We start from the raw sequence: 20,272 nt of genomic DNA on the forward strand, positions 1-20,272 counted from the left end.
TGATTCCCTTAACTGTCAGATATCCTTCCAGGCCTTTGGGACGAACAGCTCCTCGAACTTGTCGATGGCGTAGCTGTCGCTCATCCCCGCTATGTAATCGCATACCACGCGTTCACGGTTTTCGCGGCGTACATCCATCAGATAGTGGTATTCCGCCGGGAGCTTATCCGTATGCTCCATATAATAGTTAAACAGCATCACAATGAGATGCTGAGCCTTTCCTTCCTCCGCCTTGGGTACGTCGCTCCGGTATACGTTCTCAAACATCCAGGTGCGAAGCCCCTGCATGGCTTCCTCCATGTGGGGAGACATGATAATCTCCGGTTTCTCGTAGCTGTTTCGGATAATATCATGTATCAGGTTATTCAGGCGTTCCCGCACGCTGTGCCCGAGAACCTCCGTATAGCACTCCGGCAGATCTTCCTCCACAAACATCCTGGCGCGGATCGCATCATCGATATCGTGATTGATGTAGGCGATCTTATCGGAAAGCCGTACAATCTTTCCTTCCAGCGTGGATGGGCTTCCGCTCGTTCGGTGGTTTAGGATGCCGTCGCGCACTTCCCAGGTTAGATTAAGGCCTCTTCCATTCTTTTCCAGGACCTCCACAACCCGGACGCTCTGCCGGTAGTGGGCAAAGCCTTCCGAACAGATTTTGTTCAGGACTGCTTCCCCTGAATGGCCGAAAGGCGTATGTCCGAGATCGTGCCCCAGTGCGATGGCCTCAGTCAGATCCTCGTTCATGCGCAGCGCCCTGGCAATGGTCCTTGCAATCTGAGATACTTCCAGGGTATGGGTAAGGCGCGTCCGGTAATGGTCGCCTTCCGGCGCCAGAAATACCTGCGTCTTATGCTTCAGCCTGCGAAATGTCTTACAGTGGATAATCCGGTCCCGGTCCCGCTGATAGACGGGCCGTATATCACACGGTTCTTCCTCCCTTTCCCTTCCTCTCGAATTCCTGCTGAGTGAGGCGTAAGGGCTTAAAGCTTCTGCTTCCCAGGATTCCGTGGATTCCCTGATATTCATATGTCACATCCTTTCAATTGGTTTGTTTCACTCCTCGCTCTGTAATTTCACGAGTACACTGACGAGGCTTTATTCTGTTAAATAAATACCCAAAGTTATGTTACATTATATCATATTTTCAGTAACTTTAATACCCTATATTTAAACTTTTGGATTTTTACTTCCTGTGTTTGCAAAGAATCGACGGAGGACAGGGAAAGGGCGGATCATGCGATCCGCCCTTTCCCTGCTGCTTTCCTGCTGTTACAGTTATTTTAAATTATTAACGATTCTGCAGCCTCTCCGATTCCTTCACAAAAGGTTGGATGGGGCATGATGACGGCCGCCAGATCTTCGGCCGTCAAGCGTTTTGAAATGGCCAGTTCCAGTTCGCCGATCATATCGGTTGCCCTGGCACACATCAGCTGGGCGCCCAGGATACGGCCGGTCTCCTTTTCGGAAACTATTTTCAGGAAACCGCGGTCCTGCATGGACAGGATGGATTTTCCATTTACGGACATGATGTATTTTCCTGTGGCGGTATCGATGCCTGCGGCTTTTGCCTCGTCGGCGGTGAGGCCTGCACAGGCGATCTCCGGATCGGTGTATACGCAGGCTGGAATGACGGTCATGTCTTTTCCCTTCAGCTCCGGGAACATGGCGGAAGCTGCCTGACAGCCCTCTGCCGCAGCCACGTGGGCAAGGCAGACGCCTCCGATGAGGTCTCCAATGGCGTAAATGCCGGGTACCGAGGTTTCATAGCGCTCGTTTACCAGGACTCGGCCCCGCTCCATATCGATGCGTTCCTGCATGTCTTCCGAGAACAGACCGCGGCTTAAGGGACGGCGGCCAACGGCTGACAGAATCAGCGCGGCCGGGGCTTCACAGGTTTTTTCTTTTTCCGTATAGCGGCAGAGATACGTTCCGTCTCCCATCTTTTCGACGGTGGAAACCGTAGCCCCGGTATGAATGTCTACGCCGCGTTTTTTCATAATCATCTTTAAATTCTGGGAAATCTCCTTGTCCATGCCGGGCAGGATCTTATCCATGGCTTCCAGTACCGTGACCTGACATCCCAGGTCGTTATAGACAGTAGCAAACTCCATTCCTATAACTCCGCCGCCAATGATCACGAGACGGTCCGGAACACACTCCTCCTCCAGCATCTGGGTACTGTTTTTCACGCCCGGTAAGTCCATGCCCGGAATGGGAATGGACGAAGGCTCGGAGCCTGCTGCCAGCAGAATATAATCTGCGGTTACCTCTTCCTCACCCGGCATCACTTTCACTAAGTGTTCTCCGCACACTACGCCGGTACCCCGGTATAGATCGATCTTAGCGGCGGCCAGCTGCTTCTCAATGCCGGCGCGCAATTCTTCCACCACGGCGTCTTTGCGTTTCTTCAGTTCCTCCATGGATACGCGCAGGCCTTCCGTATGGAGGCCGGCGGCCTCTGTCTTCTTCACCTCCCGGTAAAGGCCGGTGGTGTGGAGATACGTTTTCGTAGGAATGCATCCGCAGTTTAAACAGGTGCCTCCCACATGGGACCGTTCGATCACGGCCGTTCTTTTCCCCGCCTTCGACGCGTAAAGGGCCGTCATATAGCCGCCCGGCCCCGCGCCGATTACGACGAGATCATAATGTTTTTCCATCCAATCCTCCTGTTCTCTCAGGTGCGTCTGTGAATCGACGGCACAGCACTACATCATATCGCAGACCAGATCCTGTAAATCCTTCCGCATCGCCTCCTGAACCGGAGTGCCGCAGGACAGGGCTGCAAAACGGTCTGCCGCTGCCTTTCTGTTCCAGATCATGCCGGTCAGAATGTCTTCCGCGGCTTTAATAAAGTCCGTATCCAGGGCGTCGGACCATATCTTTCCTTCCTGGACACGCCCCTCTTCCACATGGACCAGCACCTGGGCCTCCCCCCAGGTAAAACGGGCGGCGGCTTCATCGCTGAACGGGATCTTCCTGCCGTATTTCCACTCCCAGGAGGCAAACCGCTCCGTCCGCTCCCTTACCTCGTTTTCGCAAAGCCGTTCCGGAGGAAATGGGTCTGCGGGAAGGCCGTAGACCTCGCCGAAGCTTTCCTCCAGGCTGTCTCTCATACGTCTAACCGTCAGATCCGGCACGTATTCGATTAAATTGGCCACACGGCTTTTGACGGAATCCACGCTTTTGGATCTCAGTTTTTCCCTGGAAACGTTTAGATAGCGGGCCATCTCTTCTTTGTCCACAGAGAGCAGAATGGTCCCGTGATGATAACAGAAGTCCCCGGTCTCGTAGTACGCGTTGCCGGAAAACTTGCGGCCATCCACTGTGATATCATTGCGGCCGGTCCGTTCTGCGTTTACACCCAGCTTCTCCGCCGCCCTTAGGATAACCTCCGTCTGTTTTGTGACATCGTAGTTATCTTTTCTTGTGATGAAGGTAAAATTTAAATTGCCCAGGTCGTGGAACACGGCGCCGCCTCCCGACAGCCGTCTCACCAGATGACCTCCGGCGGCCTCCAGTTCCTCTCTGCGGCACTCCTTCCATGCGTTCTGATTCCTGCCTATGACCACGGTTTTCTCATTCTGCCACAGGTAGAGAATGCATTCCTCTTCTTCCACATGGTAAAGCAAATACTCCTCCATGCCGAAATTGGGATAGGGGTATGACCCCGGCCCCAGGGCCAGGGTCAGTCGGCGGATCACGCCTCTTCCCCCTCTGCGCATTCCTCCCCGAATGCGTAATGCAGCTTCGGATTCCGGGCCGCATTTACTTCATCCAGGCGCTTCACCATGGTGATGTGGGGGGAGCTCCGGATATATTCGGGATCACGCTTCGCCGTCTCATAGATCTCGTGGAACACGGCGATCAGTTCATCTAAGTTCTCCTTTGATTCCGTCTCCGTCGGCTCCACCATCAGGGCCTCGTGGACAATCAGCGGGAAGTACATGGTCGGCGGATGGATTCCATGATCTAAAAGGGCCTTGGCGATATCCATGGCCGTCACGTCCATCTCTTCCTTTTCCTGTTCCAGACTCATGACGAACTCATGCATGCACGTCTGTTTAAACGGCATATGGTAATAGTCTGACAGCTTTACCCTGACGTAATTGGCATTTAACACCGCGTTTTTACAGGCGTCGGCAATGCCGTCGGGGCCCAGCGTCAGCACGTAAGAGAGCGCCTTCACCACCACCAGGAAGTTTCCGTAGAATTCCTTAACCATGCCGATAGATTTTTCATAGGGCTCCATGCGAAGCACGCCGTCCCGTTCCACCACCTTCTGTCCCGGCAGGAACGGTTCCAGGAAACGCTTGCAGCCCACCGGACCGCTTCCGGGTCCGCCACCGCCGTGAGGCGTGGAAAAGGTCTTGTGCAGATTCAAATGAACCACGTCAAAGCCCATGTCTCCCGGCCGTGTGATTCCCATAACCGCATTTAAGTTCGCTCCGTCGTAATAGCAGAGGCCGCCTGCATCGTGGACGATCTTCGTGATCTCCAGAATGTTGGGATCAAAGAGTCCCACTGTATTGGGATTCGTCAGCATAAGGCCTGCCGTGTCTTCTCCGACAGCGTCCCGAAGCTTCTCTAAATCTACAAGTCCGTCGGCTGTGGATGGAATATTGATTACCTTGTAGCCGGCCATGGTTGCACTGGCCGGATTCGTCCCATGGGCGGAGTCCGGAACAATGATCTTCGTCCGTTTCTCATCCCCGCGGCTCTCATGCCAGGCACGAATCAGCAGAAGTCCCGTGAATTCGCCGTGGGCGCCGGCCGCCGGCTGGAACGTCATGCTGTCCATTCCAGTTATCTCACAGAATATTTCCTCCGATGTCTTTAAGACCTCCAAGGCGCCCTGAACGGTGGATTCCGGCTGCAGCGGATGAATTCCTGTAAATCCGGGGAGTCCGGCGATCTCATCATTGATCTTTGGATTGTATTTCATGGTGCAGGAACCCAGGGGATAGCAGCCGTCGTTGACACCGTGGGTCGCTTTGGCCAGCTCCGTATAATGGCGGCTTATGTCATTTTCAGATACCTCGGGAAGACGCAGCGGAAGCGCTCTCGTGCACTCCGGCATCACGTAAGGCACGTCGGAGGGCGGCAGAATCTGGCAGTGACGTCCGTTTACACTTCGTTCAAATATCAGTTTCATGCGCAGCACACCTCCTTTACGAGATCGGCCAGACGGTCCATCTCCTCCTTCGTATTCATCTCCGTGGTACACCAGAGCATGCGTCCGCCTGGCAGAGGCAGACCGCCTAAGTAACCTTCTTCCTCCAGCTTGGCGGACAGCCGCTCTGTATCAGCCGGGCGGTCTGTCACGAACTCGTGGAAAAATGGCTTGTCATAGACCGGGCTTAAACCGGCTGCTCTTAGCTTTTCTCTCAAATAATGGGCTTTCGAGGTGCACTGGAGCGCCGCCTCCCGAAGTCCCTCCGGCCCCATGGCCGATAAATAGACCGAGGCCGTCAGCGCGCAGAGCGCCTGGTTAGAACAGATGTTGCTGCTGGCTTTTTCCCGGCGGATGTGCTGTTCTCTCGCCTGAAGCGTCAGGACAAAGCCCCTCTTTCCGTCGGAGTCAACCGTTTCCCCCACGATACGTCCGGGCAGCTTCCTCATCATATCCCGCGTGGTCGCCATAAATCCCAGGTAAGGTCCGCCAAATGCCATCGGAAGCCCCAGCGGCTGTCCCTCTCCCACCGCGATATCGGCGCCGCATTCAGCCGGAGTCTGTAAAACCGCCATGGAGATAGGATTACAGCCGGCAATCAGCTTGGCCCCGGCTCCGTGAACCAGTTCCGCCATGGCCGTGACATCCTCCAGAATCCCGTAGTAATTGGGCTGCTGTACATAGAAACAGGCCGTCGTCCCATCAAGCATCTCCTTAAGCGTCTCTAAATCGACGCTTCCGTCCTTTGAAGGAACCAGTTCCACGTGGGCGCCTCTGCCGTGGCAGTACGTCTCCATCGCCGCCAGCACATCCGGGTTAGCCGTGTCCGCCGCCAGGACTCTGACTCTCTTCCGTTCCCGGCACATGAATACGCTCTCCGCGGCGGCTGAAGCCCCATCGTAGACCGACGCGTTGGCCGCGTCCATGCCGGTCAGTTCACAGATCATGGTCTGGTACTCGAAGATAGCCTGTAAATTCCCCTGGCTGATCTCCGCCTGATACGGCGTATAAGCGGTAACAAACTCCTCTTTGGAGACCACCTCCTTAACTATGGCCGGTATGTAGTGGCGGTACGCCCCCGCTCCGCGGAACACATGGTCAAACACACGGTTTTTTCCCGCCAAAGACTCCATCTGCCTGCGCAGTTCAAGCTCTGATTTGCCCTCCGGGATGGAGAACCGCCCCTTTAACTTCACTGAATCCGGCACACAGCCGAACAGATCATCGTAATCTTTATAACCGATTTCATCGAGCATCGCCTTCTGCTGATGATCGGTACTGGATAAGTAAGACCCCATTTGCATTCTCCTTTTTCTCTTCTTACAGCTGCATCTAACGTTCTTATTCTTTGACGAACTCCTCGTATTCCCCCGCGCTCATCAGCTCTTCCTGATCCCCAATGTCGGATACACGGATCATCCAGGCCCCATACGGATCGGAATTGATGCTTTCCGGACTGTCCAGCAAGTCTTCGTTGATTTCCGCAACCACGCCGGTGATCGGGGAATAGACATCGGAAACTGCCTTTACGGACTCCACATCGCCGAACGCCTCGCCTGCCGTCACCTCATCCTCCGGCTCCGGAAGATTAACGAATACGAGATCTCCCATCTGATCCTGCGCATAGTCTGTCATACCGATTCTGGCTGAACCGTCCTCTAAAAATTCGACCCATTCGTGAGATTTTGCATACTTTAAATTTTCTGGATATGTCATTGTTTTTTCCTCCATATTATAATTTATATTTTCGTGGAATATCTATTTCGTTCTTTTGTAGAAAGGAAGCGGAACTACCTCTGCTTCAATCCGGCGTCCTCTTACGTCCGCCTCTGCCTTCGTACCGGGCACAGCATACTCTTTCTTTACCAAAGCCATGGCAACCGGGCATTTTAAGTAAGGAACGTGGGTTCCCGATGTGGTGATGCCGATCTCTTCCCCATTCGCATAGACGGTCTCATGTTCCCGGATAATGCCCCGGCCGGTCACCTTTAAGCCGACTCTCACCCGTGTGGGTTCTCCCTTTGCCTCGATGGCCGCTTTTCCGATAAAGTCTTCCTTCTTCATCTTCACCGCAAAGGAGAGTCCCGTCTCCAGCGGAGTGATGGTGTCATCCATCTCGTGGCCGTATAAAGGCATGGCCGCTTCCAGTCTCAGCGTGTCTCTGGCTCCCAGTCCGCAGGGAATCAGACCTTCCTCTTTTCCCGCCTCCATCAGTGCCTCAAAAAGCTCCGGCGCCTTCCCGGCCTCCATGTAGAGCTCGTATCCGTCTTCCCCGGTATAGCCGGTCTTCGATACGATGCAGCGGATTCCCGCCACCGGACGGTCTGCAAGGCAGGTGTAATATTTTACCGGCAGATTCTCTTTGTCTGTCAGTTTTAGCAGAATCTCTTCCGCCTTCGGCCCCTGAAGCGCCAGCTGGCCGACTCCCGCCGATATATCCTTCAGTTCGGCGCCTGGAAGCTTATGGGCCATCATCCATGCGAAGTCCTTATCTTTGTTGGATGCGTTCACCACGATAAAATAGTGATTGTCTCTGATCTTGTAAACGATCAGATCATCCACCACGCCGCCCTCCTCGTTGCACATGGGGCTGTATCTGGCCTGGCCGTCCACCATGCTGGTAAAATCATTGGTCAGCAGATGGTTTAAATTGTCGAGCGCCGCTTCGCCCTCACACAGGATCTCCCCCATATGGGACACGTCAAACAGGCCGCAGGCCGTCCTCACCGCCATGTGCTCCGCGATCACTCCGGTCCCGTACTGCACCGGCAGAAGAAATCCGGCAAATGGCACCATCTTTCCCCCGTACTTTACATGAGTATCATATAAAGTTGTCTTACATTCCATGTTTCCCTACCTCCAATCAAGATCGTTAAATTTTGGACATAAAAAAGACATACAACAAGAAATAAGAATTGTCATATGCCCCGTCTTCGTACCTGAAAGATTACCTTCAGCCGTCGCCGTTCCTTTTCTGATCCAGTCCACGGCTGCTGTGTCCGGTCTGAGGAACATACGGCTGGAAAGCTGCCTCGTCGGTGGTGTCCATCACCTTTCCAGAGTTTCGTCCAAATCCGGTCCTTTTGCCTGAGAGTTTTTCTCACCTTCGGCTCCGCCAGTAAAGGCGGTCTCTCCCGAACTCTTCATCCGAATATTCAATTTACGAGTAAAGTATAACATGTATGGCAGGGAGCCGCAAGCGATTTTTGTGCATATTTTACGATTCCGGGGATGACTTCTCTCGCCGGTTATGTTAAAATAAAGCCATGAAACGAAAGGGGACATCTGCAAATGAACAAAAGCAAAACCTTCAGCTACGAATACGATGAATATGAAGACGGGACAAAGGGAGCCCACACTCTGATTGATGATCTTCTTGCCGACCCTGATTTTTCCGGATTGACAGAGCTTTCCATAGGAAACTGGGGCGACTGCTGGGAGGAAAGCTGCCAGCCAATCATCGACGGAATTATTTCACACGCGAAAGAATTTTCCCATATCCGCAGCCTCTTTATCGGAGACATGGATTTCGAGGAGTGCGAGGTATCCTGGATCATTCAGGGCAACTATGGCGGCTTATGGGCGGCGCTTCCGGAGCTGACGGAGCTGACCATCAAGGGAAGCACCGATCTGGAGCTGGGCGCTGTCTCTCATGAGAAACTGGAATCGCTCACCATCATCTGCGGCGGACTTCCGAATTCTGTCATCGAGTCCGTGAAAAATGCGCGTCTGCCCGGCTTAAAAAAGCTGATTCTCTACATAGGAAGCGATAATTACGGCTTTGAGGGCGACTGTGAGACCATCCGTTCTCTGCTTGACACCATGGATTTTCCGAAACTGGAGTATTTAGGGATTGTTGACAGTGAGATGCAGGATGATATGACGGAAACCGTACTGGGGTGCCGCTATATGGACCAGATCCACACACTGGACTTGTCATGCGGGACTCTGTCTGACAAGGGAGGGGCCCTTCTTCTTGAAGCGCTGCCCGCGCATCCCAATATTCAGAAGCTGGATGCCCACTACCACTACTTAAGCACCGGGATGATGCAGCGTCTGGCCGCGCTTCCGATCGAGACGGAGCTGTCCGAACAGAACAAACCGGATAACTACCGCGGCGAGGTCTGGATGAACGCCATGCTGACAGAATGAGAACCGCGGTGCTGCTGGGAAACCGGGACACCAAGCGAACCATCTACTTTGAAAAGGCGGCCCGCCAAAACGGACTGCCCTTTCTGTTTCTGGAGTGGGAAGATTGGAAGCGCTGCGGTTTTCCCGCTGACAGCGAACTGTTTGTAAAGATCGATCCCCCGGTCTGGACCGATGGCCATCTCTCCGGCCTCAATGATCTGGTCGGCTCCTACCGCAGTGATTTGAAGGCATTGGAAAAGGAGGCGTCAGTCTCCCAATTCGTAAATCCGCCTCGCGCGCTCATGGAGCTGCTCGACAAGACCGGATGCAAGCAGGTATTAAAGGAGGCCGGTCTTCCCGTTACCCAAAGCCTGGGAGAAGGCATCGGGGACAGCGAAACGCTTCTCTCCCGCATGAAGGACATGCGGATATTTTCGGTCTTTATCAAACCGGTATCCGGATCCGGCGCGGCCGGGGTCACGGCATTTCGCTTCCAGCCAAAGACCGGACGCATGGCCGCCTACTCCTGCGCCGCACCCGATCTGGCGGCATTAAAGCCAGAGCGTTCCTCTGCTTTCCGACCGCCGCTTATCAATACGAAGAGACTTCACACCATCACGGAGCCTGCAGAAATCCTGGATTTTTTAGACAGTCTGCTCTCCCTCGGGTGTATTGTGGAACGGTGGTACCCGAAGGCGGACTTTCAGGGATTTTCCTACGACTTGAGGGCGGTCTGCCAGGATGGAGCCCTCGATTTTCTGCTGGCACGGCTGTCGAAAGGGCCTGTCACCAATCTCCATTTAAACAATCACCCGCTGGAGGCCTCCCGGCTGGCGCTGCCGGAAGACGTCACTTCGACCATACAAGAGCTCTGCCGGAGAGCCTGCGGCTGTTACCCCGGCCTTCGCAGCGCCGGGATCGATATCCTCCTGGAAAAAGGCAGCTTAAAGCCACGGATCATCGAGATGAACGGACAGGGCGACCTGCTTTACCAGGATATTTACGATAAAAATGAAATTTACAGCCACCAGGTCAGGATGATGAAGGCATGGCTGGAGCAGGGAGGTACTTTATGAGCGATGATGCCATACATGATGATTCAATGAATGATAATTCGATGAATGATGATTTGATAAATGATAATTTGATGCACGAAAATATTACGCGCCAAGAAGCACTGCGCGAGGTCCCGGCCGGCTTATTTGGCCGGACGCTGAACGCCATGCAGCCGGATGTCGATATGAATAAAATCGCAGGCAGCCATGACATCCTTTTTATCTGCCTCGACACCCTGCGCTACGATGTGGCCGAGGAGGAGGAAGCAAAAGGTACGACGCCGGTACTGAACCGGTATGGCCCCTGGGAGAAATGCCAGGCTCCCGGCAATTTCACCTATCCCTCCCACCACGCCATGTTCGCCGGATTTCTGCCCTGCCCTTATGAGGCCAAAAGCATCGCGGACCGGCAGCCGCTCTTCTTCCCGTTAAACGCGGGTATGGGAAAGAAAGCGCCCGCCGGCGCCTTTGGATTTTCCGGGGCGACCATCATGGAAGGGCTGGAGAAGGCCGGCTACGACACCTGGTGCGTGGGCGGCGTGGCATTTTTCGACAAACGCTCCGACCTGGGCCGGGTATTTCCCGGATATTTCCGCCGCAGCTACTGGAATCCTTCCTTTGCCTGTCCCGTCAAGGACAGCACCGGCAATCAGGTGGATTTTCTCTTAAAGAAGATCGAAAAAGCAGACAGGGACATTCCCGTTTTTCTCTACTTAAATATCGACGCTATCCATTACCCCAATTACTTTTATCTGGATGGCGCCGTTCATGACAGCCTTGAAAGCCATGGCGCAGCTCTGCGTTATGTGGATGGCCAGCTGGGCCGGCTGTTTGAGCGCTGGAAGGCGGTGCGGGGCAGCACCTTTGTAATCTGCTGTTCCGATCATGGAACGTGTTACGGGGAAGACGGCTGCCAGTTTCACGGCATCAATCACCCGGCCGTAACCACGGTTCCCTATAAGCATTTTATCCTTTAAGGTCAGGAGTTCGACACCCATGAATATGAAACGATATACGCAGTATATGTACAGCTATCCCCATAAGACGGCCTACGGTCCCCTGGAAGGAGTTACTCTGAATCAGTATCTTCCTGATCTGGCTGGTCCCGGGCATGACCTCTACCTCCATCTGCCCTTCTGCGAGACGAAATGCGGTTACTGCAACTTATTCTCCGTCACGGGGCAGGGGGAGACGGCCATAGACCGGTATCTAGACACCGTGGAACGGCAGCTTCGCCAGTATGAGCCGCTTTTTGCCTCTGCAAACTCCCTTTTTACCGGCCTTACGATCGGAGGCGGAACCCCGTTGCTGCTGACGGAAGCGCAGCTGGAACGGTGCTTTGCCATGATACGGCGTTATACACGGCTTACCCGGGACGCGGAAATCATCATCGAGACCGCGCCGAATCAGACAGCGAAGCCGAAGCTTGCTCTGCTGAAGGACGCCGGTGTCACGAGAGTCAGCATGGGCATTCAAAGCTTTTTCGATGAGGAGCTGAAGGTCCTTAAGAGGAGCCACCGGGCAGAGAAGGCCAGAGAATCGCTGAATCTTTTGATGAACAGCGGTTTTTCCAGGGTCAATGCGGACTTCATCTACGGCGTGCCGGGACAGAGCGTCTCCTCCTTCCTCTCCTCGGTAAAAGAAGCGGTATCCTTCGGCCCTGACGAGCTGTTTCTCTATCCTCTGTACGTAAAACACGGCGCGGCGCTGGAACAGGAATTAAACCGCGGCCTCGTTCTGGATGAGGACCTGGCCTTCCGCCAGTATGAAGCGGCTGCGGAATGGCTTGCCTCGCACGGTTACCGTCAGGATTCCATGCGCCGGTTCGTCAGGCCGGAATCGCCCGGGGGCAGCAGGGAATTTTCAGACTGCGGCTTTGGGAGCACGCTGTCACTGGGATGCGGCGGCAGAAGCTATCTGGGAAACCTCCATTCCTGTACTCCCTATGCCGTCACAAGAGAAAGCTGCTTAGAGCAGCTGGTCCAATACGAAGAGACCACGGATTTCTGCGCAGTCACCCATGGGATTCTGCTGTCGGAAGAGGAACAGAAACGAAGATTTGTCATACGCCATCTGCTCATTCTTCCCGGACTTCCTCTCACGGCTTACCGGGAAGCGTTTCATGGTGACGCAGCCGCTGATTTTCCAATTCTTCATGAGTGGACGGAGCAGGGCTTTCTTAAAGAGCAGGGGGACTGTCTTGCACTGACGGAAAAAGGGATGGGGCTGTCCGATTATCTAGGCCCCATGCTCATTTCAAAGGAAGTCCAGGATAAAATGAATCAATGGGAGGCCCATCATGGCACGAAACATGATCCTATACAGAGGGAGTTTAAAGAGCTGTAATTACGGCTGTTCCTACTGCCCCTTCGCCAAACGGCCGTCTTCTCCGTCTGAGCTTCTAAAGGACAGGGAAAACTGGATGCGGTTTGTCGGACATCTGGAAACGCAGAACGAACGGCTGGAAACGCTTAGCGGACAGACGGACACTTTCAGTGAACCGTATGGAGCCGTCATGGTGGTTCCTTACGGGGAGGCGCTGATCCACGATTACTACTGGGAGGGGCTTGCCCGGCTGAGCCGCATGGGGACAATGGAAGCCGTTGGGGCGCAGACCAACTTAAGCTTTGATATCGGGCGCCAGCTTACCATCTTCAAGGAAAGCGGCGGCAGGAAAGAAAAGCTCCGCGTCTGGGCCACCTTTCATCCGGAGATGACGACCGTGTCCCTCTTTGCAGAGCAGTGCAGAAAACTGCTGTCTGCCGGGATCCGCATCTGTGCGGGGGCAGTCGGCGTGCCGGAGAACCTGGAAACTCTTCGACGCTTAAAGGAGGCGCTTCCCGGCGGATGCTGCCTCTGGATTAACCGCATGGATGGGCTGAACCGCCGCTACACAGAGGAAGAACAGCAGGCATTTCTCAGGATCGATCCCTGGTTTTACCGCGAACTGCACGTAAAAAAGGCGATGCCGGAGCAATGCCCGGGACGCCTTTTTGTGGAGTCTGACGGAAGAATGAGGCGCTGTACCATCTCCGCTCCCCCGGAAGGAAACTGGTATGATACGGGAGGGACAGAGACGCTTCCTTGCAGGAAAAAAGCATGTACCTGCTACCTGGCCTATGGCGGCCGGATGGACTGTGTGGAGCGGACCGCATTCGGGCGCTGGCCTCTTTTTCGCATCCCCTGGAGTCCCAGGGCAGTGTTTATCGATGTGGATGGGACTCTTATTCCGGAAAACGGCCTGGTTGAAGACCGCCTCCTGTCCCATCCGGGGATCAGCATGGAATGGCTGGACTTTTTCAAACGCGAGTCCCGGACCAGGTCCTTATTTCTGGCCACTTCCCTGCCCTGGAAAGAGGCGGCCGCCAAATGCAGGAGCATACTCCCCTATATATCAGGAGGTGTCTTTGCAGGAGGCGCGCATGTGGTCTTTCGGTCAGGGAATAATCAGCCAGGAAATAGGCATTCAACGAAAGACCATTCGGGGAACGACCGTCTTGAGATCTTCCACACCTTCGACGCCCCCTGGCTCCCTCAGCTTTCGGCGCTTCAGTCCGACTCCCGCTTTCGCCTCCGCCTCTTTGAACACGAAGGCCGCCCTTATAAGCTTACACTCACGAGACCGGAAAAACGCGGTTGGAGGCAGGAAGAGTTGAATGCGGTCACCGGTCGTCTGACGCCCGGCGCGTTCCGCTGTTTCACGGAGCGCGGCAACCTTCAGATCGTTTCCCGGGAGGTTGACAAAGGGAGCGGGGTTCGTGAACTGTGTGCGCTAATGGGAATCGATGCCCGTGAGACGGCGGCTCTCGGCGATTCCAAGGAAGACATTGCCATGTTTCGCACCTGCGGTTATGGAATCGCTGTAAAAGGAGGTTCTCTGAAGGCTGCCGCGGAGGCCGATTTTATATCGGAATGCTGTCCGAGAGACATAAGGTTCCATACCCCAGCTCCGCATTAGGCCACTGCGAATATCCGGGCAGATGCCTGGCTCCACGCCTTAAATAGGCTTTAATTTTCTCACCGTACAGAAACGGGTCCCTCCCGTCCACGATCCCCCACTGCATCAGAAGCGCCGCGCTTCCCGTCACAAACGGCGTGGCAAAGGATGTTCCCGTCACGGACTCATAGCCGCCCCCCGATCTGGCTGTAATGATTCCGACTCCCGGGGCCGCCAGATCGGGCTTAACCTGATTAGTCTTTCGCGTGAATCCACGGCCGGAAAAATCGGCGAAGGACTGGTAAGCGTCGTCATAGGCGCCTACGGATATAACTCCTGCCGCCGTGGAAGGTATGGTCAGAGTCGTCTCCGGGGTGGGCCTTAAGAAACGAGTGGAACGGCTCAGCACACTGGCGGAAGGCAGCCAGAAATCAAAGTTTCCCTCCACGATCTCCCGTGGCGTCAGCCGGATTCTCCAGAGTCCCTCATCAACGTAACTTTCTTTGGGAATGAAGTCCAGATAGATTTCCTGCGCTACGCTGTACGGCCCCGGCTTTCCATAGTAAAGAAGAATGGTCAGATTCACAAAAGAAAGCGTCTGGGGCCCCAGGCGGCTGCTGATTGGACCGATAGTTTCGCCAGATGGCGTAATCAGGCTGATATCGAAAATATCCGTATAGGACTTCCAGAGCTGGACACTGAAGCTGGTCTGATAAGCTCCTATCGTCAGCTCCACCTCCTGTGGCTGGTTCATCACCAGCTGCCCGGCGCTGTGCCCGTCTCCCGCCCCTTCATTACCTGTTCCCACTACGAAGACCGCTTTCCCGTAATTGGATATGTCATTCAGAAACGTTTCCAGAAGGCTCGTTCCGTCATGGGAACCGTACGTGTTGCCGAAGCTTAAATTGACCGCCACCGGCTGTCTCCGGCGCACCGCTTCTCTCACCACAAAATTGACCGCCCGCATCAGTTCCGTCGTCCGCGGAAAGCTGTCGCTTTTCGGCACGCCCAGCTTTACCACCAGGAGATCACTCTCATAGGCGATTCCCCGGTACTGGCCGTTATTCTCCCTTCCGTTGCCCGCCGCAATGGCTGCCACCGCGGTTCCGTGACCACTCGTATCCACAGAGGGCACGATCGCCCGTGCAGCCGCCCGGCTTCCTGTGGCCAGCGCCTCGTTGATCTCCTCTTCTGTAAACACCCGGTCCAGCGTCTGATCCCAGAGCATAACGATGCGTGTGTCCCCGTTCTCCTTTCGGAAATCATCGTGGTAATAATCGATACCCGAGTCAATGATCGCCGTCAAAACTCCTCTGCCGGACAGATTCCCCTCCCCCTGCTGCACGATATTAATACAAGAAGCTGCCTTTGCCTGGTTGATGGCAAAGTACAGCCTCTTCGGTTTTTCTATAAAGTCTATCTGCGGCAGACTGCTGATATAGTCGATCTCCGGCTCCGGCACCGTTAAAATGGCGTACTCGTTGATCATCTCATCCACAATGATCCCGTGTTCTGTCAACTCAGCCAGGCTCCCGGAATATTTAACGATCAGTTCCCATGTATTCAGCTCGGAGTTATACCCCACATTCAGGGACTCCGATTTTTCCCGTTCCTCTGTCGTGGCACTGAGAGAGAGGTTTAAGAGGTTTTCCAGCTTCTGATTCTGCATATGCTTCTCTGTGTTATTCTTTTACTCTATCATACGCATCACGGCACGGGTGTATTCGGATTCTTTCCTGTCAACCTGCCGTCTCCTTCTCAGCCTCCCGGATCTCCACCCCATTATAGAAGAACCGGAGGATTTCCTCATAGGTTTTGCCCTCCGCCGCCATGGCCTGCGCTCCGTTCTGGCTCATGCCGACTCCGTGGCCGTATCCGCCTCCATAGATATGGAAAGTGGTGATATTATTATCATCCACGCCCTCGTTCTCGATGGCAATATAGGCGCTGGGCAGGGACTCGATATCCTTCATGACGTTTCCGTCATTCTTCGTAATCTTCATGTAGGGATTGCCAAGCTTTGCTCTCACCTGGCCTTCCCCGTTGATGGTCATGATTCCATCGGAGCCTTCCACACGCACTTTTTTCACAATGCCGCCCACACCACGCTCGGTGACAGAGATATTCAATATGGTTCCCACCGCGGTAATCTCCTCCTCCAGCTGCCGATTCGTGACCGTAGTCTCCCAGCGGTACATCGGGAAGGAGGAATCATAGGATGGGTACTCCTTATTCTTGATAAATGCCTCAAATGCCGCATTGGTGGACAAATTTAAGACGCTGCGGCCTGTCTCCAGGAGGCAGCCGTCCAGATACGGATATTTGGCCGGATCACTTCCCCAGATGCTGCCGTCTGTCGTATGGCCGCAGGAGGTGGAGAAATAAAATGCCTCAATGGGCGCATCCTGATAGAACAGAAGCTTTCCATACGTCTCACGGACCGCCTGCTCCGTCTTATCCGATGTCTTTAGGTTGTTATACACCTGGAATCTGGTGCTGTCGTCCACATGGGCGCCGTACTGGCTGTAGGTGTTGCTCTGAATCTGGCGGTAGGCGTACGTTCTCGCACAGACCGCCTGGGCCTTTAACGCCTCCATCTCGTAGCTGTCAGGCATCTCGCTGGGCACTACCCTGGTCAGATAATCTTCCAGATACAGTTCATTAATCAGAGTAATCCCCTCTGTCTCTTTCCGGATTTCAATGCTTCCGCTGTACGTCGGCGTGCCGAGGGACCTACGGATAGAATTGACGGAGATGGTATCGCCGGCCTCTACGGGAGTGACGACAATTCGACCGTCCTTCAGCCGTTCATCTGACGGATCGATAATCACTTCGGCCTTCGCCGGGATCTGCACGCTCTCCTCTCCGTAGGCAATGTTCAATCCGCTCTCTGCCGATAAGGTGACCGACGGATGGAAGACAGACTGAAAATTCGTATTCATGATCATGACCCGGATCGTCTTCGCATCGAATTCCCGCATGGTCAAAGCCGCGCACAGCTTTCCATGGGCCACGACAAATTCCTGAATGTCGTAGCCGACCAGGATATCCGAGATGGACTGCTCCTCAAACTGGCCATACAGCTTATACACCTTGAAATCCTTATCCAGCTTGATCTTACCGTAGCCTTCAATCTCAATGGAATCGTCCTTTACCGCCAGGACCTTTCCGGTAATCCTCTTTTTCTTCAACGTCACCTTCTGAAGCTTGCCATTCTTCAAAGACAGGTCTGCCAGATTATCGGCAAACTCCTCCGACTGCCCCAGAGAGGCTTCCATGGGGAACGTTCTCTCAATTGTACCCAGATGTACGGAAAAGGTCTCCCCCTCGCCGCGTGTCAGCCAGACATTCTTATAAGTGACGGAATCACTCACCGTTTCCCTGACCGCGATCATCTCACCGTCTTTTACCAGGACCTTCAGTTCCCAGTCTATGTAGCTGTCGAGGCTGATTCCTTCAAAGCGGAATTTGCCCTCGCTCGTATAAGCGGTCCACGCCGGGGCGCTCCTGATGTTCATCGGAGTACCGTAAAGAAGTACGTCCACTTCCTTTATTCTGCCTTCCTGATCCAGTTCCTTCCGAAGGCTGTCGTAAATAAACCACCAGTTGTCCGATGGAAACGTTTTGCCCTGTTTTTTCTTCCCCACGTGAGCAGCCTCTCCCTGTCCCGGGACCAGTGCCTCCGCCAGTTCCTCCGCCTCCCGGTACGTTAAATATCCCTGTACGTATTCCGGGTCCGAGGGGGTCGTGTCCGGAGATAAGTATCCGTTCACGTAGAGATAATTCAAATACTTCGCATACCAGTTATTCCTGTCCTTCTCCGAAAAATAGTTCTGGCCCTGCTCCTTAAGCAGCTGTTCACAGCTTTCGGCATCCGTCAAAAGAAGGGCGGCTGACTTGTAGGCCGCCGCTCTCGATATCCCACCCGGCTTCGTCTCACTGACCAGGATGATGATAATTAAAATGAGAACCAGAAGAGGAATTCCGGCTGCAAATGCGATAAATTTCCTTTTATTCATGCGCTCCTCTTATCTCATATAAGTTTTCTTCTCTTCGTCGATGTGCTTTAAATCCTTGTAGTCGTTTGTATTAAGGGAAAGTTCTTTTTTTCTGAGTTCCCGGTTCACCAGTCCGGATAACATACTGTAGCCCACCGCAAAGGTCGGTACTGCGATGATCATGCCTACAAACCCGAACAGGCCGCCGAACAGCAGGATGGAAAACAGCACCCAGAAGCTGGGAAGTCCCGTAGACTGTCCTAAAATCTTCGGACCCAAGATATTGCCGTCAAACTGCTGAAGCAGTACGATAAAAATCAGGAAGTACAGACACTTCATCGGGCTGACCAGGAGAATTAAGAAGGCACTTGGTACGGCTCCGATAAACGGGCCGAAAAACGGGATCACATTGGTCACACCCACGATCACGCTGACAAGCAGAACGTACGGCATCTTCATCCAGTTTAAGCATACGAAACAGATGATACCGATAATCAGGGAATCCAAAAGCTTGCCCGTGATAAATCCGCCGAACACCCGGTGGACAAAACGGAGCTCTTCGATAAACTGATTCGCCATCCGCAGAGGCAGCACGCTGTAGATGATCTTCTTTCCCTGTGCGGAAAGAGTCTCTTTGATGTTTAATAAATACACCATAACGATGACGCCGATCAGGATGTTCTTAAGCGCCAGCACAACGCTCAAAAGACCGCTGGACAAGCCGCTTATCACCGTCGATACGTTCGGTACCAGGGAGGTGGTCAGCCAGGTTTCCAGTTGATTGGTCACCTCGTCGTACATCGGGATTACCTTTTGTTCCAGGGTCGGATTATCCTCCAGAAGCTTCTGAAGCCAGAGCGCCAGGTTGTTGATGTTCTCTCCCAGTCCCTCCTGCAGCGTCATAATGCTCGTGTAGATCTGCGGAATGACCATCCAGAACAGACCCGCAACAATCACAAAGAGGACGATCAGGCTCACAGCCGTCGCTCCGGCCTTCGATAATCCCCTGACTGTCTTTTCCTTTTTTACGCCCTTCGCAATCCAGCCTTCAAGAAGGCTTCTCGTCCTGTTGTAAATCGGGAGAAGCAGATATGCCAGGACAGCTCCATAGATCACCGGCATCAATATGCCGATAAATGCCCTCAGTCCAGCCTTCATCACCTGAAATCTCGTAAGAAAAAAAGCAAACGCGATACTCAGCGCGATCACCGCCAGCGCGGTCACTCCCCAGCATATATAATTCCTGAATTTCGTTTCCTTCATATTATTCTCCTGTATTTTAAGATACGGGCTTTGCCCTATGTATACATTATCATACTTTTGTAAAAAGTTAAAGCAGCGATTTCTCGCTGCTTTTTTCTTTTGTAACCCCAAAATGCCGGTTCTTACTGTTTGACGCCTAGCCTTGCTAGGTGGGCGACCTCACTTAAGCTTCTGCCTTCCACTCAATATAGGAGGCCTGACATCCGCTTAAAAATATTGGAATCCCGAATGTCAAAATGTAGGTTCAAAGTAGGTAAGAGTGTCGAACATTCCAGGAATTACAATTCATCTTATTTTTATAGCATTAGTATACACCACTTTACTCAATTTTTCAAGTTCCTTTTCCTGTCAGTTTTAATTATGAAGACGACGCGCCCGGCGGACATACTCTCAGCCCAGACCGGCGGCGGCTGTTCGTTCCTCAGGCGCTTAAATGGTGCGCCCTGTCCAGCAGGCTGCCATGCTCAATATAAGGGTCCAGACGCTCCAGCAGACGTTCGCAGCATTCCTCGTGAATCACCAGCTCCACCGCCTGGGCCGCCTTTACGGACAGCACCGACAGCAGCGATTTCGCATCCACCACCGTGCTCCCGCAGACCAGTTCCATCTTATGACGGCTGCTGCCGGTTATTTTTACAAATTCCAGGATCGAATCAATTCCCCAGAATCCGACTTTTACTCTTTTCATCGTTGGTATTCCTCCAAATACTGTACTGGT

16 protein-coding genes, 1 other RNA gene and 1 riboswitch are annotated in these 20,272 nt (G+C 53.6%); of the genes, 5 read left to right on the plus strand and 12 right to left on the minus strand.

Annotated features, from left to right (window positions below):
• Window positions 1-15: 15 nt before the first annotated feature.
• From M1L66_RS17855 to gcvT, 7 genes are all read right to left on the minus strand, one after another.
• Complete coding sequence (locus M1L66_RS17855; protein ID WP_187023873.1) at window positions 16-1,026, minus strand: deoxyguanosinetriphosphate triphosphohydrolase; 1,011 nt, start codon at window positions 1,024-1,026, stop codon at window positions 16-18.
• Between the two features lie 254 nt (window positions 1,027-1,280).
• On the minus strand, window positions 1,281-2,657 hold the full coding sequence (gene lpdA / locus M1L66_RS17860; RefSeq protein WP_434687415.1) for a dihydrolipoyl dehydrogenase: 1,377 nt from the start codon (window positions 2,655-2,657) through the stop codon (window positions 1,281-1,283).
• Window positions 2,658-2,705: 48 nt separating this feature from the next.
• Window positions 2,706-3,701, minus strand: a complete 996-nt coding sequence (locus M1L66_RS17865; RefSeq protein ID WP_434687417.1) for a lipoate--protein ligase — start codon at window positions 3,699-3,701, stop codon at window positions 2,706-2,708.
• Window positions 3,698-5,152: an aminomethyl-transferring glycine dehydrogenase subunit GcvPB gene (gcvPB, locus tag M1L66_RS17870; RefSeq protein ID WP_434687419.1), complete on the minus strand. Its 1,455-nt coding sequence runs from the start codon at window positions 5,150-5,152 to the stop codon at window positions 3,698-3,700. The genes M1L66_RS17865 and gcvPB overlap by 4 nt, the downstream gene beginning before the upstream one ends.
• Window positions 5,149-6,468 (minus strand): aminomethyl-transferring glycine dehydrogenase subunit GcvPA, encoded by a 1,320-nt coding sequence (gene gcvPA, locus M1L66_RS17875; protein WP_434687421.1) that lies wholly within the window; start codon window positions 6,466-6,468, stop codon window positions 5,149-5,151. The genes gcvPB and gcvPA overlap by 4 nt, the downstream gene beginning before the upstream one ends.
• A gap of 43 nt (window positions 6,469-6,511) precedes the next feature.
• A complete protein-coding gene (gene gcvH, locus M1L66_RS17880) occupies window positions 6,512-6,886 on the minus strand; it encodes a glycine cleavage system protein GcvH (protein WP_002603849.1) in 375 nt (124 codons plus the stop codon).
• Between the two features lie 42 nt (window positions 6,887-6,928).
• Window positions 6,929-8,017: a glycine cleavage system aminomethyltransferase GcvT gene (gcvT, locus tag M1L66_RS17885; RefSeq protein ID WP_187023867.1), complete on the minus strand. Its 1,089-nt coding sequence runs from the start codon at window positions 8,015-8,017 to the stop codon at window positions 6,929-6,931.
• Window positions 8,018-8,235: 218 nt separating this feature from the next.
• Window positions 8,236-8,317: riboswitch (glycine riboswitch) on the minus strand.
• Between the two features lie 144 nt (window positions 8,318-8,461).
• Between gcvT and M1L66_RS17890 the strand changes: the two genes are divergently transcribed.
• From M1L66_RS17890 to M1L66_RS17910, 5 genes are read left to right on the plus strand one after another with little or no spacing between them, the layout of a single operon-like run.
• Window positions 8,462-9,322 (plus strand): STM4015 family protein, encoded by an 861-nt coding sequence (locus M1L66_RS17890; protein ID WP_187023866.1) that lies wholly within the window; start codon window positions 8,462-8,464, stop codon window positions 9,320-9,322.
• Between the two features lie 8 nt (window positions 9,323-9,330).
• Window positions 9,331-10,377, plus strand: a complete 1,047-nt coding sequence (locus M1L66_RS17895; protein WP_349768983.1) for an STM4014 family protein — start codon at window positions 9,331-9,333, stop codon at window positions 10,375-10,377.
• Window positions 10,374-11,333, plus strand: coding sequence for an STM4013/SEN3800 family hydrolase (locus M1L66_RS17900; RefSeq protein WP_434687424.1), 960 nt, complete (start codon window positions 10,374-10,376; stop codon window positions 11,331-11,333). Before M1L66_RS17895 ends, M1L66_RS17900 begins: the two co-directional genes overlap by 4 nt.
• Before the next feature lie 19 nt (window positions 11,334-11,352).
• Window positions 11,353-12,702 (plus strand): STM4012 family radical SAM protein, encoded by a 1,350-nt coding sequence (locus tag M1L66_RS17905; protein WP_434687426.1) that lies wholly within the window; start codon window positions 11,353-11,355, stop codon window positions 12,700-12,702.
• Window positions 12,656-14,314: an STM4011 family radical SAM protein gene (locus M1L66_RS17910; protein WP_434687428.1), complete on the plus strand. Its 1,659-nt coding sequence runs from the start codon at window positions 12,656-12,658 to the stop codon at window positions 14,312-14,314. Before M1L66_RS17905 ends, M1L66_RS17910 begins: the two co-directional genes overlap by 47 nt.
• Here M1L66_RS17910 and M1L66_RS17915 read toward each other — a convergent pair.
• The 5 genes from M1L66_RS17915 to M1L66_RS17935 all read right to left on the minus strand — a co-directional run bounded on the left by M1L66_RS17915 (window position 14,259) and on the right by M1L66_RS17935 (window position 20,242).
• Complete coding sequence (locus tag M1L66_RS17915; protein ID WP_434687430.1) at window positions 14,259-15,962, minus strand: S8 family peptidase; 1,704 nt, start codon at window positions 15,960-15,962, stop codon at window positions 14,259-14,261. The two genes, M1L66_RS17910 and M1L66_RS17915, sit on opposite strands and share 56 nt — an antisense overlap.
• Window positions 15,963-16,032: 70 nt before the next feature.
• Complete coding sequence (locus tag M1L66_RS17920) at window positions 16,033-18,312, minus strand: SpoIID/LytB domain-containing protein (protein ID WP_434687432.1); 2,280 nt, start codon at window positions 18,310-18,312, stop codon at window positions 16,033-16,035.
• A gap of 9 nt (window positions 18,313-18,321) precedes the next feature.
• The gene (locus M1L66_RS17925) at window positions 18,322-19,554 is read right to left on the minus strand and encodes an AI-2E family transporter (RefSeq protein WP_187023860.1); all 1,233 of its coding nucleotides are present in this window, start codon (window positions 19,552-19,554) and stop codon (window positions 18,322-18,324) included.
• A gap of 100 nt (window positions 19,555-19,654) precedes the next feature.
• Window positions 19,655-19,835, minus strand: a non-coding RNA gene (gene ssrS / locus M1L66_RS17930) — 6S RNA.
• A 140-nt stretch (window positions 19,836-19,975) separates the two neighbouring features.
• On the minus strand, window positions 19,976-20,242 hold the full coding sequence (locus tag M1L66_RS17935) for an HPr family phosphocarrier protein (protein WP_002603834.1): 267 nt from the start codon (window positions 20,240-20,242) through the stop codon (window positions 19,976-19,978).
• Window positions 20,243-20,272 lie beyond the last annotated feature (30 nt).

Source organism: Hungatella sp. SB206 (assembly GCF_051132295.1).
Classification (GTDB): Bacteria; Bacillota; Clostridia; order Lachnospirales; family Lachnospiraceae; genus Hungatella; species Hungatella effluvii.

Coding starts and splice junctions, on each gene's coding strand:
- M1L66_RS17855 (WP_187023873.1), bottom strand. CDS start 1,026: ATGAATATCAGGGAATCCACGGAATCCTGGGAAGCAGAAGCTTTAAGC.
- lpdA (WP_434687415.1), bottom strand. CDS start 2,657: ATGGAAAAACATTATGATCTCGTCGTAATCGGCGCGGGGCCGGGCGGC.
- gcvPB (WP_434687419.1), bottom strand. CDS start 5,152: ATGAAACTGATATTTGAACGAAGTGTAAACGGACGTCACTGCCAGATT.
- gcvPA (WP_434687421.1), bottom strand. CDS start 6,468: ATGGGGTCTTACTTATCCAGTACCGATCATCAGCAGAAGGCGATGCTC.
- gcvH (WP_002603849.1), bottom strand. CDS start 6,886: ATGACATATCCAGAAAATTTAAAGTATGCAAAATCTCACGAATGGGTC.
- gcvT (WP_187023867.1), bottom strand. CDS start 8,017: ATGGAATGTAAGACAACTTTATATGATACTCATGTAAAGTACGGGGGA.
- M1L66_RS17890 (WP_187023866.1), top strand. CDS start 8,462: ATGAACAAAAGCAAAACCTTCAGCTACGAATACGATGAATATGAAGAC.
- M1L66_RS17900 (WP_434687424.1), top strand. CDS start 10,374: ATGAGCGATGATGCCATACATGATGATTCAATGAATGATAATTCGATG.
- M1L66_RS17905 (WP_434687426.1), top strand. CDS start 11,353: ATGAATATGAAACGATATACGCAGTATATGTACAGCTATCCCCATAAG.
- M1L66_RS17910 (WP_434687428.1), top strand. CDS start 12,656: ATGGCACGAAACATGATCCTATACAGAGGGAGTTTAAAGAGCTGTAAT.
- M1L66_RS17915 (WP_434687430.1), bottom strand. CDS start 15,962: ATGCAGAATCAGAAGCTGGAAAACCTCTTAAACCTCTCTCTCAGTGCC.
- M1L66_RS17920 (WP_434687432.1), bottom strand. CDS start 18,312: ATGAATAAAAGGAAATTTATCGCATTTGCAGCCGGAATTCCTCTTCTG.
- M1L66_RS17925 (WP_187023860.1), bottom strand. CDS start 19,554: ATGAAGGAAACGAAATTCAGGAATTATATATGCTGGGGAGTGACCGCG.
- M1L66_RS17935 (WP_002603834.1), bottom strand. CDS start 20,242: ATGAAAAGAGTAAAAGTCGGATTCTGGGGAATTGATTCGATCCTGGAA.